Annotated in this window: 12 protein-coding genes and 1 other RNA gene; 11 read left to right on the top strand and 2 right to left on the bottom strand. The window is 49.3% G+C overall.

The features are described 5' to 3' along the window. Positions 1-89: 89 nt before the first annotated feature. Entirely contained in the window at positions 90-815 is a 726-nt protein-coding gene (nagB, locus tag ABID13_RS17990; RefSeq protein WP_007870455.1) for a glucosamine-6-phosphate deaminase, read from the bottom strand. 209 nt (positions 816-1024) lie between these two features. Here nagB and ABID13_RS17985 point away from each other — a divergent pair, with 209 nt between their 5' ends. Then, positions 1025-3514, top strand: coding sequence for a DUF6128 domain-containing protein (locus ABID13_RS17985; RefSeq protein WP_048931047.1), 2490 nt, complete (start codon positions 1025-1027; stop codon positions 3512-3514). Between the two features lie 210 nt (positions 3515-3724). Here the strand turns inward: ABID13_RS17985 and ABID13_RS17980 are convergent, their stop codons facing one another. Continuing rightward, positions 3725-4423: an anaerobic ribonucleoside-triphosphate reductase activating protein gene (locus tag ABID13_RS17980; RefSeq protein ID WP_048931046.1), complete on the bottom strand. Its 699-nt coding sequence runs from the start codon at positions 4421-4423 to the stop codon at positions 3725-3727. A 241-nt stretch (positions 4424-4664) separates the two neighbouring features. Here ABID13_RS17980 and tadA point away from each other — a divergent pair, with 241 nt between their 5' ends. From tadA to ABID13_RS17930, 10 genes are all read left to right on the top strand, one after another. After that, complete coding sequence (gene tadA, locus ABID13_RS17975; protein ID WP_040417626.1) at positions 4665-5261, top strand: tRNA adenosine(34) deaminase TadA; 597 nt, start codon at positions 4665-4667, stop codon at positions 5259-5261. A 5-nt stretch (positions 5262-5266) separates the two neighbouring features. Next, entirely contained in the window at positions 5267-5410 is a 144-nt protein-coding gene (locus tag ABID13_RS17970) for a hypothetical protein (RefSeq protein ID WP_156200211.1), read from the top strand. Between the two features lie 252 nt (positions 5411-5662). Then, an RNA gene (ffs, locus tag ABID13_RS17965) (signal recognition particle sRNA large type) lies at positions 5663-5924 on the top strand. 218 nt (positions 5925-6142) lie between these two features. After that, positions 6143-7222 (top strand): 6-phosphofructokinase, encoded by a 1080-nt coding sequence (locus ABID13_RS17960; protein WP_007870398.1) that lies wholly within the window; start codon positions 6143-6145, stop codon positions 7220-7222. A 24-nt stretch (positions 7223-7246) separates the two neighbouring features. Continuing rightward, positions 7247-8866: a DNA polymerase III subunit gamma/tau gene (gene dnaX / locus ABID13_RS17955; RefSeq protein WP_007870396.1), complete on the top strand. Its 1620-nt coding sequence runs from the start codon at positions 7247-7249 to the stop codon at positions 8864-8866. 52 nt (positions 8867-8918) lie between these two features. Beyond that, positions 8919-9275: a YbaB/EbfC family nucleoid-associated protein gene (locus ABID13_RS17950; RefSeq protein ID WP_007870393.1), complete on the top strand. Its 357-nt coding sequence runs from the start codon at positions 8919-8921 to the stop codon at positions 9273-9275. Then, entirely contained in the window at positions 9275-9871 is a 597-nt protein-coding gene (recR, locus tag ABID13_RS17945) for a recombination mediator RecR (protein WP_007870391.1), read from the top strand. The genes ABID13_RS17950 and recR overlap by 1 nt, the downstream gene beginning before the upstream one ends. A gap of 53 nt (positions 9872-9924) precedes the next feature. Further along, positions 9925-12504: a tetratricopeptide repeat protein gene (locus ABID13_RS17940; protein ID WP_045091705.1), complete on the top strand. Its 2580-nt coding sequence runs from the start codon at positions 9925-9927 to the stop codon at positions 12502-12504. Next, the gene (locus tag ABID13_RS17935; RefSeq protein ID WP_007870387.1) at positions 12501-13328 is read left to right on the top strand and encodes a Cof-type HAD-IIB family hydrolase; all 828 of its coding nucleotides are present in this window, start codon (positions 12501-12503) and stop codon (positions 13326-13328) included. The genes ABID13_RS17940 and ABID13_RS17935 overlap by 4 nt, the downstream gene beginning before the upstream one ends. Positions 13329-13353: 25 nt before the next feature. Further along, entirely contained in the window at positions 13354-14070 is a 717-nt protein-coding gene (locus ABID13_RS17930; RefSeq protein WP_045091706.1) for a CvpA family protein, read from the top strand. The last annotated feature ends 604 nt before the right edge of the window (positions 14071-14674 follow it).

The following is a 14674-nucleotide window of genomic DNA, read 5'->3' as shown; positions in this document are numbered from 1 at the left end:
TGATCCTGATGCGTCATCAGAACCGTATCTCAAGATAAAGTACAAAAAAGGACAGCCCTTGTAAGAAAGGACAGCCCTTTATTTTATGCTTATAATTTGGCCATGGCAGCCTCATCCGCAACAACAATTACATCATTATGTAACTGAAGGACAGAAGCCGGAACATCAGGTGTAACCGGTCCGCAGAGAACATCATGAAGGATCTGAGCCTTATCAGCGCCGCTTACCACAAGAAGGATCTTCTTTGCCTTCATAATGGTTCCAATGCCCATGGTGTATGCCTGCTTGGGAACATCATCCACAGATGCAAAGAAACGCTTGTTGGCCTCGATGGTGCTCTCGGTCAGATCCACGCAGTGGGTGGTCTTTGCAAAATCCCCGGCCGGTTCATTAAATCCGATATGGCCGTTATGCCCCAGGCCCAGCAGCTGCAGATCAATACCACCGTAAGCTTCGATCACTTTCTCATAGCGGGCACATTCCTTCTCGCTGTCCGGCTCAGTTCCGTCCGGAACATTGGTGTTGTCCATATTGATGTTGATGTGCTTGAAAAGGTTGTTGTACATGAAATAGTAATAGCTCTGGTCATTATCCTTTGTCAGACCCCTGTACTCATCCAGGTTCACGCTCTTTGTCTCGGAGAAATCCAGATCGCCTCTGTTATACCACTCAATCAGCTGCTTATAGGTGCCGATAGGGGTAGAACCGGTTGCCAGTCCCAGCACGCAGTCAGGCTTTAAGATAACCTGGGCGGAGATAATGTTGGCAGCCTTGCGGCTTAAATCATTGTAATCCTTTGCTTTGTAGATTCTCATAATAATTGCCACCTTTCCATACACTAATAGTAGTTGCAGATGTGTCGTTACAGCCGAACCATCTATTCTGAAAAAAATTTTTATAAAACTTTAAACATAGGATAACATTTTCCTAACATACTTTCAAGGGGTAATTGCATAAAATATTTATAAAAGCAGATAGGCCGTGTTCAGGGCAGCTGCAGACTATGGGTGCGAGGAGTGAAAATATGACCAATTATCGAAGATTGATATCTTATATCTATGCCTACGAAGGCGATGTCAAAGGCAAAAATATAGGATTTGCCAAACTTGAGTCACGGAACGGACAGTGCAAGCTCAGCGTAAATGTAAAAAAGGTCTACGTGGGAAGCAGTGACCTGAGTGTATATCTGCTGGCTTCAGGCAGGGAGATCCCGCTGGGAAGTATTTTTATCAGGGGCGGTTCAGGGGAATTCCGTGCCGTGGTCTCAGTGGAAAATGCCGCGGATTCGGGATGCAGCCTGGACCAGTGCTACGGGCTGACCATCCACGAAAAGAATGACTCGTGGCGGGCGTACACTACCATATGGGAGGATGCCGTAGCCCATGCCGCTGAGGTGGAGCTGGCTGATGTAACATCAGGAAAACTGGGGAATTCTGAGACGCAGATACATAAAAAAGTGGAGGAGCTGGAAAAGGAGATCAATGACAAGGTACTGTCATCCTCAGGCGAACCGGCTCTGCCAAATACTGTCCCCCTTCAGGACATGGACCAGGAAACCGTAAAGGTTCAGGGAGAAAATGCTTCTAACGGAACAAGACTGCCTGATGGGGAACCGGTTTCTGATAGGGGAACCCTGCCTGTCTGGGGAGAAGCAGCGTCTGAGAGCAAAACCCGGGAAAATGAGGCTCAGCCGGAGCTGGATGCTTGTTTGGAAAACAGTGCCCAGCCAAGCGCAGAAGCATCCGCAGGAACAGGAACAGGCACAGATGCAACCTTAGCCGGTGAAATGAATGGGCGGCCGGATATGGAATATGTGTCCGGGGATTCAGAGCACACGGAGATAGAATATCAGCCAGAGGGTTCAGGGCAGATGGACGCAGAATATCAGTCTGGAGATTCATGGCAGGCTGAAAACATGCAGCCGGAGGAAATGCAGCCGGAGGCCGGTGGACCAGCCTGCCCTCAGGACGGAGAATGGAATGGGAATCAGATGACGTCCGACTACGGTATGCAGCCGGAAGGGGAGATGCAGCCGGAATATGGGATGCAGCCGGGGCCAGAAATGCCGTGTGAGTACGGGGAACAGCCGGCGGCAGAGGCGCAACCTGGATATAGGATGGGGCCGGAGCCGGAAATGCAGCCGGAATATGAAATGCAGCCCGGGTCAGAACAGACATCTGAATACGAGATGCAGCCGGAAGAATCCGCCCCATGCCGGTGTGGTTCCCAACAGGAAGATCATCCGCGGTCAGAGTATGAAAACCAGATGAACCGTACAAATAATTCCCAGGCCATGCTGCATTCCACAGAGGCATTGCGTGCAGATACAGACAATGGGGAATGCGCAGAATCAGAGGAGTATCCTGATGGGAAGACGATGCCGGATATGGGGAGACAGCCGGTCCGCCAGTTTGGCCCTGATTCAAATTCGCCTTTTATGGGAAACCGTCCCCATCCTGTTGTCTTACCAGATGCCATCATGCGGCAGCAAAGAGAGATGCGGAATGGATTGAACCGTTATCCCCGTGCCAATATGCCCAATGGAACCGACATACCGGCCGGCGCAAATACACCAGCCGGCACAAATATGCCGGATCATATCAATATGCCCTCCGGTCTGGATACTGTACCCGGGACAGATATCCCGGCGGCAGCAAACCCGCAGCCCAGAAGGCCTATGCCCTACAGGAATAATCCAAGGTATCAGAGAGGCGGATTCCCTGGAATGGGTATGCGTACAGACACATCTGTCCAGGCACAGCCGACCGCGCAGCCGACTGATCAGACCCAGCAGTCTGACCAGACCCGTCCGTCTTTACAGGCTCAGCCAACTGATCAGACCCGGCAGCCTGACCAGACCCGTCCGTCTTCGCAGGCTCAGCCAGCTGATCAGACCCGGCAGCCTGCCCAGACTCAGCCATCTGCCCAGGCCCAGACGGACATGAGATCCCGTCCGGCTGCCCACAACAGAGCGTTTACCCGTCCCAGACCAGCTCCAAAGACAGATCCCGTCTCATCAGAGGGGGATGTGACGGAGGAAAAGCCACTTGTGATCGACTCCGCCAGGGAGGAAATGCTGTTAGGAAATCCACAGGAACTGGAGCGTCTGGAACAGGAAGAGCAGGAGAACCTTGGACCGCGCCAGCTATGGGAAGATTTCCGCAAGCGGTATCCTAAAATACAGGCATTTGACAGTATGAATGGATGCGAAATCCTCACCATCAAGCCCCAGGATATCGGGCTTTTGCCCAGGGAAAACTGGAATTATGGCAATAACAGCTTCCTGCTCCACGGTTATTACAATTACCGTTACCTGATACTGGCCCGCATTGGAGATGAATCCCAGGGCCGTACACGGTATATCCTGGGCGTGCCCGGCCATTATTACAGCAATGAAAAATATATGGCATCCATGTTTGGGTTCCCCCACTTCGTGCTGTCAAAAAAACAGCCGTCACAGGACGGCCGCTTTGGCTACTGGTATACGGATGTGAGAATGCAGAATCAGGACTAATGTGTGTTTGAAAATTCATTCCCGCCATCTGCCCTAAGGAATCCGACAGAGGTATCATTAGGATAAAGCCGCGCTCCATGTTGCACGGATTTGGTCCCGCTCCATTTGGCCCCGCTTCAGCCGGCATAGTCCGCTGCGCCTTCCCCAATGGAGCTGAGTCTCACGCAAAGAGTGACGCACAGATGTCAGAAAGCAATGTTCAAACACGCGCTAATAGTCAATCCCGCGCAGGGATACCTGGCCCACATAGGGACGGACCAAATCCGCAAAGCCAAGCATTTCTTCTTTTGTAAAGTCAGAATATATGCCAGGAACAAGAACCTGGCCGGATTCAGTAAAGCACTGCAGGTAGTACCCGGGACACCCTTTGATCCACGGCCCGATCTTGCGGAAATCTTCCGCTGTGTGAAGGCCGCGGACCACGGTTGTCCTGAACTCGTATGGAGTATTGCCGGACAGAAGAAAAGCGATACTCTCGTCAACTAATTCCATATTAAGTCCGGGCGCACCTGCGACCTCCCCGTAATGGTCCCGGGAAGCCTTGATATCCATGGCAACATAATCTAAAAGACCCTTTTGGCATAAATCTTTCAGCAGTTCCGGTTTATATCCGTTGGTGTCCAGCTTCACGGCCAGACCCAATTCGCGGACTTTTCTGATAAAATCTTCCAGGTCCGGCTGCAGGGTAGGCTCCCCGCCGGTGATACAGACACCTTCCAATACCCCCTTGCGTTTATGTAAAAATTCAAAAACCTCTTCCTCTGTATAATCGTCATCCGCCCCGTTATCCAGCAAGTCGCTGTTATGGCAGAAGGGGCAGCGGAAATTACATCCCCCTGTAAATATGGTACAAGCCACATGTCCGGGAAAATCCAGCAATGTGGTTTTTTGCAGTCCGCTTATTTTCATGATTCATTCAACCTGTGCCTTTTCAATTTTTGATTTATTATATATAATGAGAAAAGTATAGCACAACCAGAGTGTAAAAAAAAGAGGAAGCAATTATATGAAGACCAGAACTCCAGGAAGTAGGCCTGAGGGAGCCGCAGTTATTATCCGGGAAACCGCACAGGATATACAAAGAGATACACAGAAGGACATGGAAATGGCCATACAGAAAAATACGCAGACGGAAGTATGCCGGAATACAATGCCGGACTGCCCCATGGATCCCGGATCGGATGCCCTGACCCAGAAGCAGAAGGGGGAGGAGACTAGGCGAAGAAAATGGGAAAAGAGGATGGAGCAAAAACGTCTTGCATCCATGGCTGAGGAGGAAGGGAACAGACAGAGGCGTGAGGCGGATGAAAAGTTTATGAAAGAGGCCATAAGGCAGGCGCACAGGGCAGGAAATTTGGGGGATGTGCCGATCGGATGCGTCATAGTCCGCGAGGGAAAGATTATAGCCAGAGGATATAACCGGCGTAATGCGGACAAAAGTGTCTTGTCCCATGCCGAGATAACCTCCATTAGAAAGGCATGTAAACAGATGGGTGACTGGCGCCTTGAGGACTGTACCATGTATGTTACCCTTGAGCCCTGTCCCATGTGTGCCGGCGCAATTGTGCAGGCCCGTATCCCAAGGGTAGTAATAGGCTGTATGAATCCCAAGGCCGGGTGCGCGGGTTCTGTCCTTGACATGCTCCACGAGACTGGGTTTAACCACCAGGTAGACACGGAGATTGGGATTTTGGAAGAAGAATGTTCCAGGCTCTTGAAGGATTTTTTTAGGAAACTTAGGAAATAGAATTATTGAAAATTAAAAATGCATATTTATATTTGAGGAGCAATAAGCTAAAAATAGAAATCATAGGGCTGGGAAATGCTGCAGTAGAAATGGTGTGGACAGTTTACAATGTGGAGGATATTGTCATATTTGCAGCTGGTGTTTCATGACAGGGTACGGGAGTTTGCGAGGAGATACGGAATACAGCCTGCGGTTCCTGTAAAGAAGTGGTTTCAGACCGGAGAGATGATCTGGTTTACATTGCAACATCATATTCCCGCCATTCCTGCGAACAGTAAAAGCATGCAAGGGCGGGCAAACAAGCGCCCCTTGACAAAACCACGCCCGCAAGTTATACTTAACAAGCGGTTACACGCAGTGTGTAGAATCAGCGTGTAACACCCAACCAAGTCATAAAGTTTCCACGCAGCCGGGGAGATAGCGGTGCCCTGTACCTGCAATCCGCTCCAGCAGGGGTGATACCTTGCCTCGGGCAACCCGTTGCGGAGCTGCCTTGTGTAAGTGGCGTTGACGTTTGGGTCTTACGCAACGGGAATCTGTGAACCGTGTCAGGGCAGGAATGCAGCAGCACTAAGCGGAACCTCCCGTGTGCCGTGAGGCAGCCTGGACCGAGTTAACTGCATGAGTAACGTCCGTGGCGATTGCACAAAGCAAGGTGCGTGGAATTTAAAAATGGGATATAAATCTGGAGATGACAATTGTTGCCGGCAGATTTATATCCCATTTATTTTAAAAAAAATAAGATCATTTATGAAATAAACTCAAGAAAATCGTAGGAATATTTATACTTGCCCATAGATACCCTTTGCGTTATAATTACAAAATGGGTATAATAGAACCATTGACAAGTAGGAAAAAGTCTGATATGGAGGAAGTGCAGTATGAGAAGAATAGGAATGCTGACCAGCGGGGGAGATTGCCAAGCACTGAATGCTACCATGAGAGGCGTAGCAAAATCCTTATACAACTTATTTGATGATGTGGAGATCATTGGATTTGAAGACGGATACAAGGGACTGATGTATGCAGACTATCAAATTATGAAATCTTCAGACTTTTCAGGTATTTTGACCCAGGGTGGAACGATTCTTGGAACCTCACGTCAGCCGTTCAAGCAAATGCGCATTCCCGATGAAAATGGTTTGGATAAAGTGGAATCCATGAAACATACCTATAAAAAGCTGAAACTGGATTGCCTGGTGGTACTTGGCGGCAATGGAAGCCAGAAGACAGCCAACCTGCTGAGCCAGGAAGGCCTTAATGTGGTATCCCTGCCTAAAACCATTGACAATGACCTCTGGGGAACGGATATGACCTTTGGATTCCAGAGCGCTGTGGATGTTGCGACCAATGCAATCGACTGTATACACACCACTGCCGCGTCCCATGGACGTGTGTTTATTGTGGAGGTTATGGGGCATAAAGTGGGATGGCTCACATTGTATGCAGGACTTGCAGGCGGCGCAGACATCATTTTATTGCCGGAGATTCCATACGATATCAATACGGTGTGTGATGCTCTGATGAAGCGCTCCAAAGCAGGCAAGCGTTTCTCCATCCTTGCAGTGGCTGAGGGAGCCATTTCCAAGGAAGACTCGGTCATGACCAAGAAGGAATTAAAGGAAAAGAAAAAAAGCGGCATGGTATATCCGTCAGTGGCATATGAGATCGGTGCCAGGATCCAGGAAGTTACAGGCAGCGAGGTGAGGGTGACGGTACCGGGACACATGCAGAGGGGCGGAGAGCCCTGCTCTTATGACCGCGTTCTGGCCACAAGGCTGGGAGCCGCTGCGGCCAGGCTGATTGCAGATAAAGAATACGGCTACATGGTAGCTGTTAAAAACAATGAGATAACCAAAGTACCGCTGTCCGAGGTAGCCGGAAAGTTAAAGACAGTGGATCCGGAATGTTCCATGATCCGGGAAGCCAAGATGGTGGGAATCAGCTTTGGTGATGAATGATATAAATAACAAGGAGTAACTAAAATGTCATATACGGCGTTATACCGCAAGTGGCGTCCTGTTTCGTTTGAAGATGTAAAGGGACAGGACCCCATTGTGCAGACCCTGAAAAACCAAATAACGTCGGAGCGCATCGGCCACGCCTACCTGTTCTGCGGGACAAGAGGTACGGGCAAGACCAGTATTGCCAAGATATTTGCAAGAGCCGTAAACTGTGAACACCCGGTGGATGGAAGTCCATGTAATGAATGTCCCACATGTAAGGCCATTCAGACAGGTTCATCCATGAATGTGGTGGAGATTGACGCTGCCTCCAACAATGGTGTGGAGAACATCCGTGATATCCGGGACCAGGTTCAGTATCCTCCCACCGAGGGACGGTACAGGGTCTATATCATTGATGAGGTGCACATGCTGTCGATCGGTGCCTTCAACGCGTTGCTTAAGACATTGGAGGAACCGCCCTCCTATGTAATATTTATACTGGCCACAACCGAGGTGCACAAGATCCCCATCACGATCCTTTCACGGTGCCAGCGTTATGATTTTAAACGCATTTCCCTGGATACCATAGCGGACCGGCTGAGGGAACTGACCCAGGCAGAACAGATTGAGGTGGAAGACAAGGCCTTGATGTATATTGCCAAGGCGGCGGATGGATCCCTGCGTGACGGCCTGAGTCTTCTGGACCAGTGTGTGGCGTTTCATTACGGCAAGGTGCTGACCTATGACAACGCTCTGGAAGTTCTGGGGGCAGTGGATGCCGGCGTGTTCAGCCAGATGTTTGGAGCCGTTGTGGATGGAAGGACAAAAGACTGCATCTGTGCCCTGGAGGAAATCGTGATTCAGGGGCGGGAATTGGGACAGTTTGTAACTGATTTTATATGGTATATGAGAAATCTCCTTCTCATCCAAAGCGCAGATGATGCAGAAGGTCTGCTGGACATGTCGGAGGAGAATTTAAAACAGCTGAAGGCAGACGGGGAAAAGGCGGATGGACCAACCCTGATGCGTTATATCCGGGTATTTTCAGAGTTGTCCAACCAACTGCGCTATGCCACGCAGAAGCGGGTTCTGGTAGAGGTTGCGCTGATAAAACTTACCCGTCCGGCCATGGAACCTAATCTGGATTCCATCCTTCAGCGCCTGGGCGATCTGGAGATGCTGATGGAGGACCTGGAGGCAGGACGAATGACCATACAGGCAGCAGCTCCGGCATACGCTGCTGCGGGAACTGCCGGACAGGCGGCCCGTCCTGCGGCAGCTTCCGCAGAGCCGGAAATACCGGCAGAGCGGGTAAGTCTTCCAAAGGCACAGCTGGAGGATCTGAAGCTGGTCCGCAATGAATGGGCCAGAATTGTCCGCAGCATGGGCGGAGGAGCAAAGTCCTATCTCAGGGATACCGTGGTGGAACCCGGAGGCGAAGGATGCCTTACCATAGTGTTTATGGATCCCATGAACTATGATATGGGCAAACGTCCAACGGTCATCGGTGAACTGGAACGGTACGTTGAGACCAATTACGGCAAATCCATTTACTTCAAGACCCGTCTGGCGGGCAGAGGTGAACGGCTGAACACGATCTATGTTACTGAGGAAGAATTGGAAGATAAGATTCATATGGATATTACATATGAAGATTAGAAGTTATATCAGAAGAATATAATAAAAAGGAAGATAACAGGAGGAACACACCATGGCAAAACGTGGCGGATTTCCAGGCGGAATGCCTGGCAATATGAACAATCTTATGAAGCAGGCACAGCGTATGCAGCGCCAGATGGAAGAAGCAACCAAGGAATTGGAGACCAAGGAATACACGGCTGCATCCGGTGGCGGGGCAGTGAGTGTTACAGTGTCAGGTAAGAAAGAGGTCGTATCCGTAAAATTATCCGAGGAAGTAGTGGACCCGGATGATATTGAGATGCTGGAGGATTTGATCGTGGCGGCAACCAATGAAGCGTTTCGTCAGATGGAGGCAGAGAGCAGCGAAGCCATGTCCAAGCTTACAGGCGGACTTGGCGGAGCATTGGGTGGAGGTCTTCCTTTCTAATGGATTATTACAGCAGTCAGATTACCAAGTTAATAGAAGAGCTGTCAAAACTTCCGGGAGTTGGCGCCAAATCAGCCCAGCGCCTGGCATTTCACATCATTAATATGCCGAAGGAGCAGGTGGAGGAGCTGGCGGGAGCCATGACAGGAGCCAGGAATAATGTGCGCTACTGCAAAGAGTGCTTTACCCTTACAGACAAGGAGCTTTGTCCGATCTGCAGCAGCGATAAGAGAAACCATAAAACCATTATGGTGGTTGAGAATACCAGGGATCTGGCTGCCTATGAAAAAACCGGCAAGTATGAAGGTGTATACCACGTACTTCACGGCGCCATCTCCCCTATGCTGGGAATTGGCCCGAATGACATTAAACTTAAGGAATTGATGCAGCGCCTTCAGTCTGAGGTGGAGGAAGTCATCATTGCAACCAATTCCAGCCTGGAAGGTGAGACCACAGCCATGTACATCAGCAAGCTGATCAAGCCTACCGGGATTAAGGTTACCAGGATCGCCAGCGGTGTACCGGTTGGCGGCGACCTGGAATACATAGATGAAGTAACGCTTCTTCGGGCATTGGAAGGCAGAACAGAGATATAGTACAGACTGACAGACAGGTAATTCCATACCGGGGCAATAGGGAGATGCAAAAGATGGATAAATACGAGTTTAACATTAAAGTTGAGCAGATTAAGAAGATGGTAAACAAAGGCGACTATGAGACAGCCATGAAAATTGCGGATACCATTGACTGGCGGAGGGTGCGCAATGTCAATATCCTGTCCATGGTGGCAACCATATATGAGAAGAATCAGGAGTACCAGGAAGCCAAGGATATCCTGCTGCTTGCATTTGAGCGTGCGCCTATTGGCAAGCGCCTGCTGTTTAAACTGGCGGAGCTGGCCATAAAAGAGGGCAGCACCGGTGAAGCGGAAGACTATTACAGGGAATTCTGCGACCTGGCGCCTGATGATCCCAGGCAGTATATCCTGAGGTATATGATATTGGGAGCCAAAGGCGCTCCTGTGGAGCAGCTGATCCACACCCTGGAACAGTACTGCAACATTGAATTAGATGAAAAATGGCTGTACGAGCTGGCTGAACTGTATGCTGAGGCCGGCATGGGAGAGCTTTGTATCATGGCCTGTGACAAGATCATGCTTATGTTTGGCCTGGGTAAATATGTGGAAAAGGCAATGGAACTTAAGATACAGTTTGCCCCTCTTACCAAATACCAGATGGATTTGGTGGAAAACAGGGACAAGTATGAGGCAAAACTCCGGGCAGTGGAAAAAGAATACCGGATGGGTGCCCCTGTGGAGGAATACAGTGACACGCCGGCAGCCGGTTCCCGCAGGGATCATTATGGGGCTCAGTCTGCCTCCTATGCAAGGGAGGCAGCAGTGACCAGGGAACCCGGCTATGAAGAGGAAGGGGATTATGCTCAGGAGTCAGGTTATGCCGGGGAATCCGATTATGATCAGGGATCAGACTACGGCCGGGATACGGACTACGGCCAGGAATCCGATTATGCCCAGGAACCGGGCTATGTCCGTGAATCCGATTATCTCCAGGAACCAGGCTATGCCCAGGAGTCTGAGTACCCACGTGCAACAGAAAATTCCCGTCAAGGCAGCTATGACAATGGCCATGAGGGAGAATTTGGCTCGGGAGGCGGATATGGGGAAGAGTCGGTATATACCGAAGAACCGGAATACGCAGAAGAACCGGAATACGTAGAGGAACAAGAATACGCAGAAGAACAGGAATATGCAGAGGAGCCGGAATATACCGAAGAATCAGCATATGCCCCGGGATCCGGCTATGGTCATGGGCGGTATTCCCAAGAATACTCCGAATATTCCCGTGACGGATATTCCCAGTATGCCGATGACCGCCTTATGGAGGAGGATCCGCCCCGCACTCAGGTTACTATAGAACCGGAAGATGGGGAGGAAGAGATGGCGGCAACAGAGGAAATGTCGGAAAAACCATATGGAGATGGGGCGGCAGAGGAGTCCTTTGAGGAGCGTTTACAGGAGTCCGGCGCAGGACAGAAGGAGTCTGCAGGCGATCAGTGGATGTCGGATGAAGCCCTGAAGGCCCGTATTCATGAAGCAGAGGTTCAGGCCAACCTGGCCATGGAAATGTCCAGAATCTCCGGCAGCGGTTTTAAGCAGGAGGTAGAGGCTGCTCAGACCCGCGTACTTTCAGATATCCGTGATATAAAAAAGGGAGCAGTCCGCGAGGCCAGACATCTTATGATAGAAGCTGAGACGCCTCAGCAGGGGCTTGAGAAGGCCATTGAAGCATTAAAGGAGATCCACAGGGAGACAGGTGCGAAGAACCAGGCAGCTAAGATAACAGGAGAGCGGCTTAACAGCAAGGGTGTCTTCAACTTATCTGACAAACTGACCGGAAAGGATCTTATGATCGAACAGGCGGGGGATATGACTGAGGCCATACTTCAGGAATTAAACCAGCTTATGGCAAGGGATGAGACCGGCATGAATGTGGTGCTGATCGACACTGCAGAACGTCTGGCCGCCCTTCACAGAGTGTATCCGGGTCTGGCAAAACGCTTTGAATACATTGGGAAAAGCCGGCCCCCAAAGGAAAATGAGTATGAAGCGCCCAAAGAAGATAAACGACCGGTAAGGCAGGTCCAGGTCCACAGGCAGGAGATGCCAAAGGAAAAGAAGGAAGAGCCGGTGCGGGCCATGCCTCAGGAACCGTTAAAACGTCCGGCGCAGGAGGAGATGCAGCCTGTTGCCCAGACTATAAAAGAGCAGGTTCCGGCAAGAGAAGAAAAGAAACAGCCGGTAATGAAGGCCGTGGAACCGGCAAAAAAACCGGCCAGGAAAGAAGTTCCTGTTACACCTGCACCTGTAAAGAAGTTGGTTGAGCCGGAATTTACAGACAATGAAGAACTGCCGATGGATGAAATGGAAGAAGAGGAGATGGACATTGACGAATTCGCCAAATATGCATGCGAGTATGCCAGTGACATTGACTGCAGTATATCCGGCAAAAGCATGCTGGCCCTCTATGAGAGGATCGAAATCATGGAGGAGGACGGAATCGCCCTTACCAAGGAAAGTGCAGAAGACCTGATTGAGGAAGCTGCCGACAAGGCAGAGAATCCTTCGTTCTTTAAGCGAATAACGGGAATCTTTTCATCCAAGTATGACAAAGATGGTCTTCTTATATTAAAAGAGGAGCATTTTATATGAAATCCATAGGTTTGATAGCACTTGATTTAGATGGGACCCTGCTGGACAGCCGGAAACGTCTGTCCCCCCGTAATAAGGAGGCACTGATCAAATGTGCCCGTATGGGAATTCAGATCGTGCCAACAACTGGAAGGGCAGTGGATGGTATTATGGAGGAGATACGTATGCTTCCCGGTGTAAATTATGCCATTACCGCCAATGGTGGTACGGTGGCGGACCTGGAAAATGCCAGGTGCCTGCTCCGCCGTACCCTGACTAATGAAAAGACGCTGGAGATTCTGAGTATTGCAGATAAGTACAATGCCATGTATGATCCTTATATTAACGGCAGAGGAATTACCCAGCCTGAGTTCATTGACCACATGGAAAATTATGGAGTTTCACCCACCATTCAGAAAATGGTCAGGGCCACCAGGGATGTTGTGCCCAATGTGATCCGCTATGTAAAAGAATGCGGCAGTGATGCAGAGAAGGTGAACATCTATCTGGGAGATCTGGAAGAAAGAAAGACCCTGAGAGAGGATCTTGGATCTGTGGAAGGAATTGTCATCAGTTCTTCTCTCTATAATAACCTGGAGATCAATGCCCATGGGGCAACAAAGGGAAATGCCCTTATGTGGTTAGCGGACTACCTGTCCATAGATAGAAAAGCGACCATGGCTTTTGGCGATGGGGAGAACGATATCTCCATGATCGAGGCAGCCGGAGTGGGAGTTGCCATGGGGAACGGCCTTGAGGCTGTAAAAGCCGCAGCGGATGAGATCACCCTTACCAATGATGAGGATGGTGTGGCGGCAGCCATAGAACGCCTGATAATTAACTGAAATTGAGACTGAAAGAAGCTGAGACATGATAATAGAGAACTGGCTGTCCGTGGGGGCAGGAGTATTTTTGATAGGCATGGTTCTGTATGGGCACTACAGGGGATTTTTAAAGCAGTGTGTATCCCTGGGTGCCCTTGTGCTCACCATTGTCATTGTGAAGATCGCTACGCCGTACATGACAGGTTTTATAAAAGATAACCCATCCATCCGGCAGGGGGCGGCTGATGCCATACTCAGCATCGCTGGCTGGGAGGAGCCTTCCATGGAAGATACAGGACTTCCCTCCGCTCAGAGAATGTCCATTGAGCGGTTGAATCTGCCTCAGTCCGTTAAGGATGTACTGCTGGAAAATAACAACAGCGAGATTTATAAAATATTGGGCGTAGACCAGTTTGCGGAGTATGTGAGTATGTACCTGGCGGATATGCTTATCAATGCAATTGCTTCCATCCTGTTATTTATAGCTGTCTTTGTATTGATCCATATGGTGGTACGATGGCTGGATCTTATTGCCCGCCTTCCTATACTGTACGGACTGAACCATATAGCGGGAGCGCTGTTGGGATTTGCCCAGGGGCTGGTACTGCTATGGGTGGCGGGATTTGTGCTCAGCCTGTTTTCGGCAACGCCTGTTGGGAAGATGTTGGAGGAACAGGTCTATGCCAGTACCTGGCTTACGTTTTTGTACCGGTATAATCTGATCAACCTTATACTGGGAGGTATTGTCCGGGGGATTTTTTAGGTTGGGCTGTATGAATAGAGCATTCATTTATATAGGATGCGGCTGGTCTCTGTGAAATGACCGGGTATGGATTGAAATAATTGTTCCTATATTATATTGAATTAACACAAATGGCTGGGAAAAGTTGGAGAAGACTTGACTCAGCTATTTTTATGCCAACCACTAAATATAGAAGAATTATGAAAAAACGGGCATATTTTGTAGTTGTGAAAAAGAATTAAAAATTGTATAAAAAAATGGCACAAATTCCCTTGACAAGTTGAGCCAGTAGTGTTATATTAAAGTTCCACCGCGAAAACAGCGGGGGCGGCTCCGAAAAAGAGTTGGAAAAAGTTGTTGACAGAATATGGAAACTATGATAAACTAAAAAAGTTGCCGTTGAAAAACAACAACAAAGAAAATAAAAAAAGTTGTTGACAAACGCAAGCAGCTGTGATAAGATATAAAAGTTGCTGCTGAACAAGACAACAACAAACGAACCTTGATAATTGAAGATTAAATAGTATGTAAAACCCTGAAAATTCTAAAAACAAAAGGTCTGGTTTAGACCTTTGGATTTGAGAAAATTCGGAACAAAACCAAGTAATGAAGGTTAAAGATAACT

The organism is Enterocloster citroniae, from assembly GCF_040545455.1.
Lineage (GTDB): Bacteria > Bacillota > Clostridia > Lachnospirales > Lachnospiraceae > Enterocloster > Enterocloster citroniae.
The sequence above is the reverse complement of the archived record's forward strand: the minus strand, read 5'-3'. Positions and strand labels throughout refer to the sequence as shown.

Excerpts from the sequence above, each read along its gene's own strand:
- ABID13_RS17950 (WP_007870393.1), top strand. The coding sequence starts at position 8,919 with ATGGCAAAACGTGGCGGATTTCCAGGCGGAATGCCTGGCAATATGAAC.
- nagB (WP_007870455.1), bottom strand. The coding sequence starts at position 815 with ATGAGAATCTACAAAGCAAAGGATTACAATGATTTAAGCCGCAAGGCT.
- ABID13_RS17960 (WP_007870398.1), top strand. The coding sequence starts at position 6,143 with ATGAGAAGAATAGGAATGCTGACCAGCGGGGGAGATTGCCAAGCACTG.
- ABID13_RS17980 (WP_048931046.1), bottom strand. The coding sequence starts at position 4,423 with ATGAAAATAAGCGGACTGCAAAAAACCACATTGCTGGATTTTCCCGGA.
- dnaX (WP_007870396.1), top strand. The coding sequence starts at position 7,247 with ATGTCATATACGGCGTTATACCGCAAGTGGCGTCCTGTTTCGTTTGAA.
- ABID13_RS17940 (WP_045091705.1), top strand. The coding sequence starts at position 9,925 with ATGGATAAATACGAGTTTAACATTAAAGTTGAGCAGATTAAGAAGATG.
- recR (WP_007870391.1), top strand. The coding sequence starts at position 9,275 with ATGGATTATTACAGCAGTCAGATTACCAAGTTAATAGAAGAGCTGTCA.
- ABID13_RS17985 (WP_048931047.1), top strand. The coding sequence starts at position 1,025 with ATGACCAATTATCGAAGATTGATATCTTATATCTATGCCTACGAAGGC.
- ABID13_RS17930 (WP_045091706.1), top strand. The coding sequence starts at position 13,354 with ATGATAATAGAGAACTGGCTGTCCGTGGGGGCAGGAGTATTTTTGATA.
- tadA (WP_040417626.1), top strand. The coding sequence starts at position 4,665 with ATGCCGGACTGCCCCATGGATCCCGGATCGGATGCCCTGACCCAGAAG.
- ABID13_RS17935 (WP_007870387.1), top strand. The coding sequence starts at position 12,501 with ATGAAATCCATAGGTTTGATAGCACTTGATTTAGATGGGACCCTGCTG.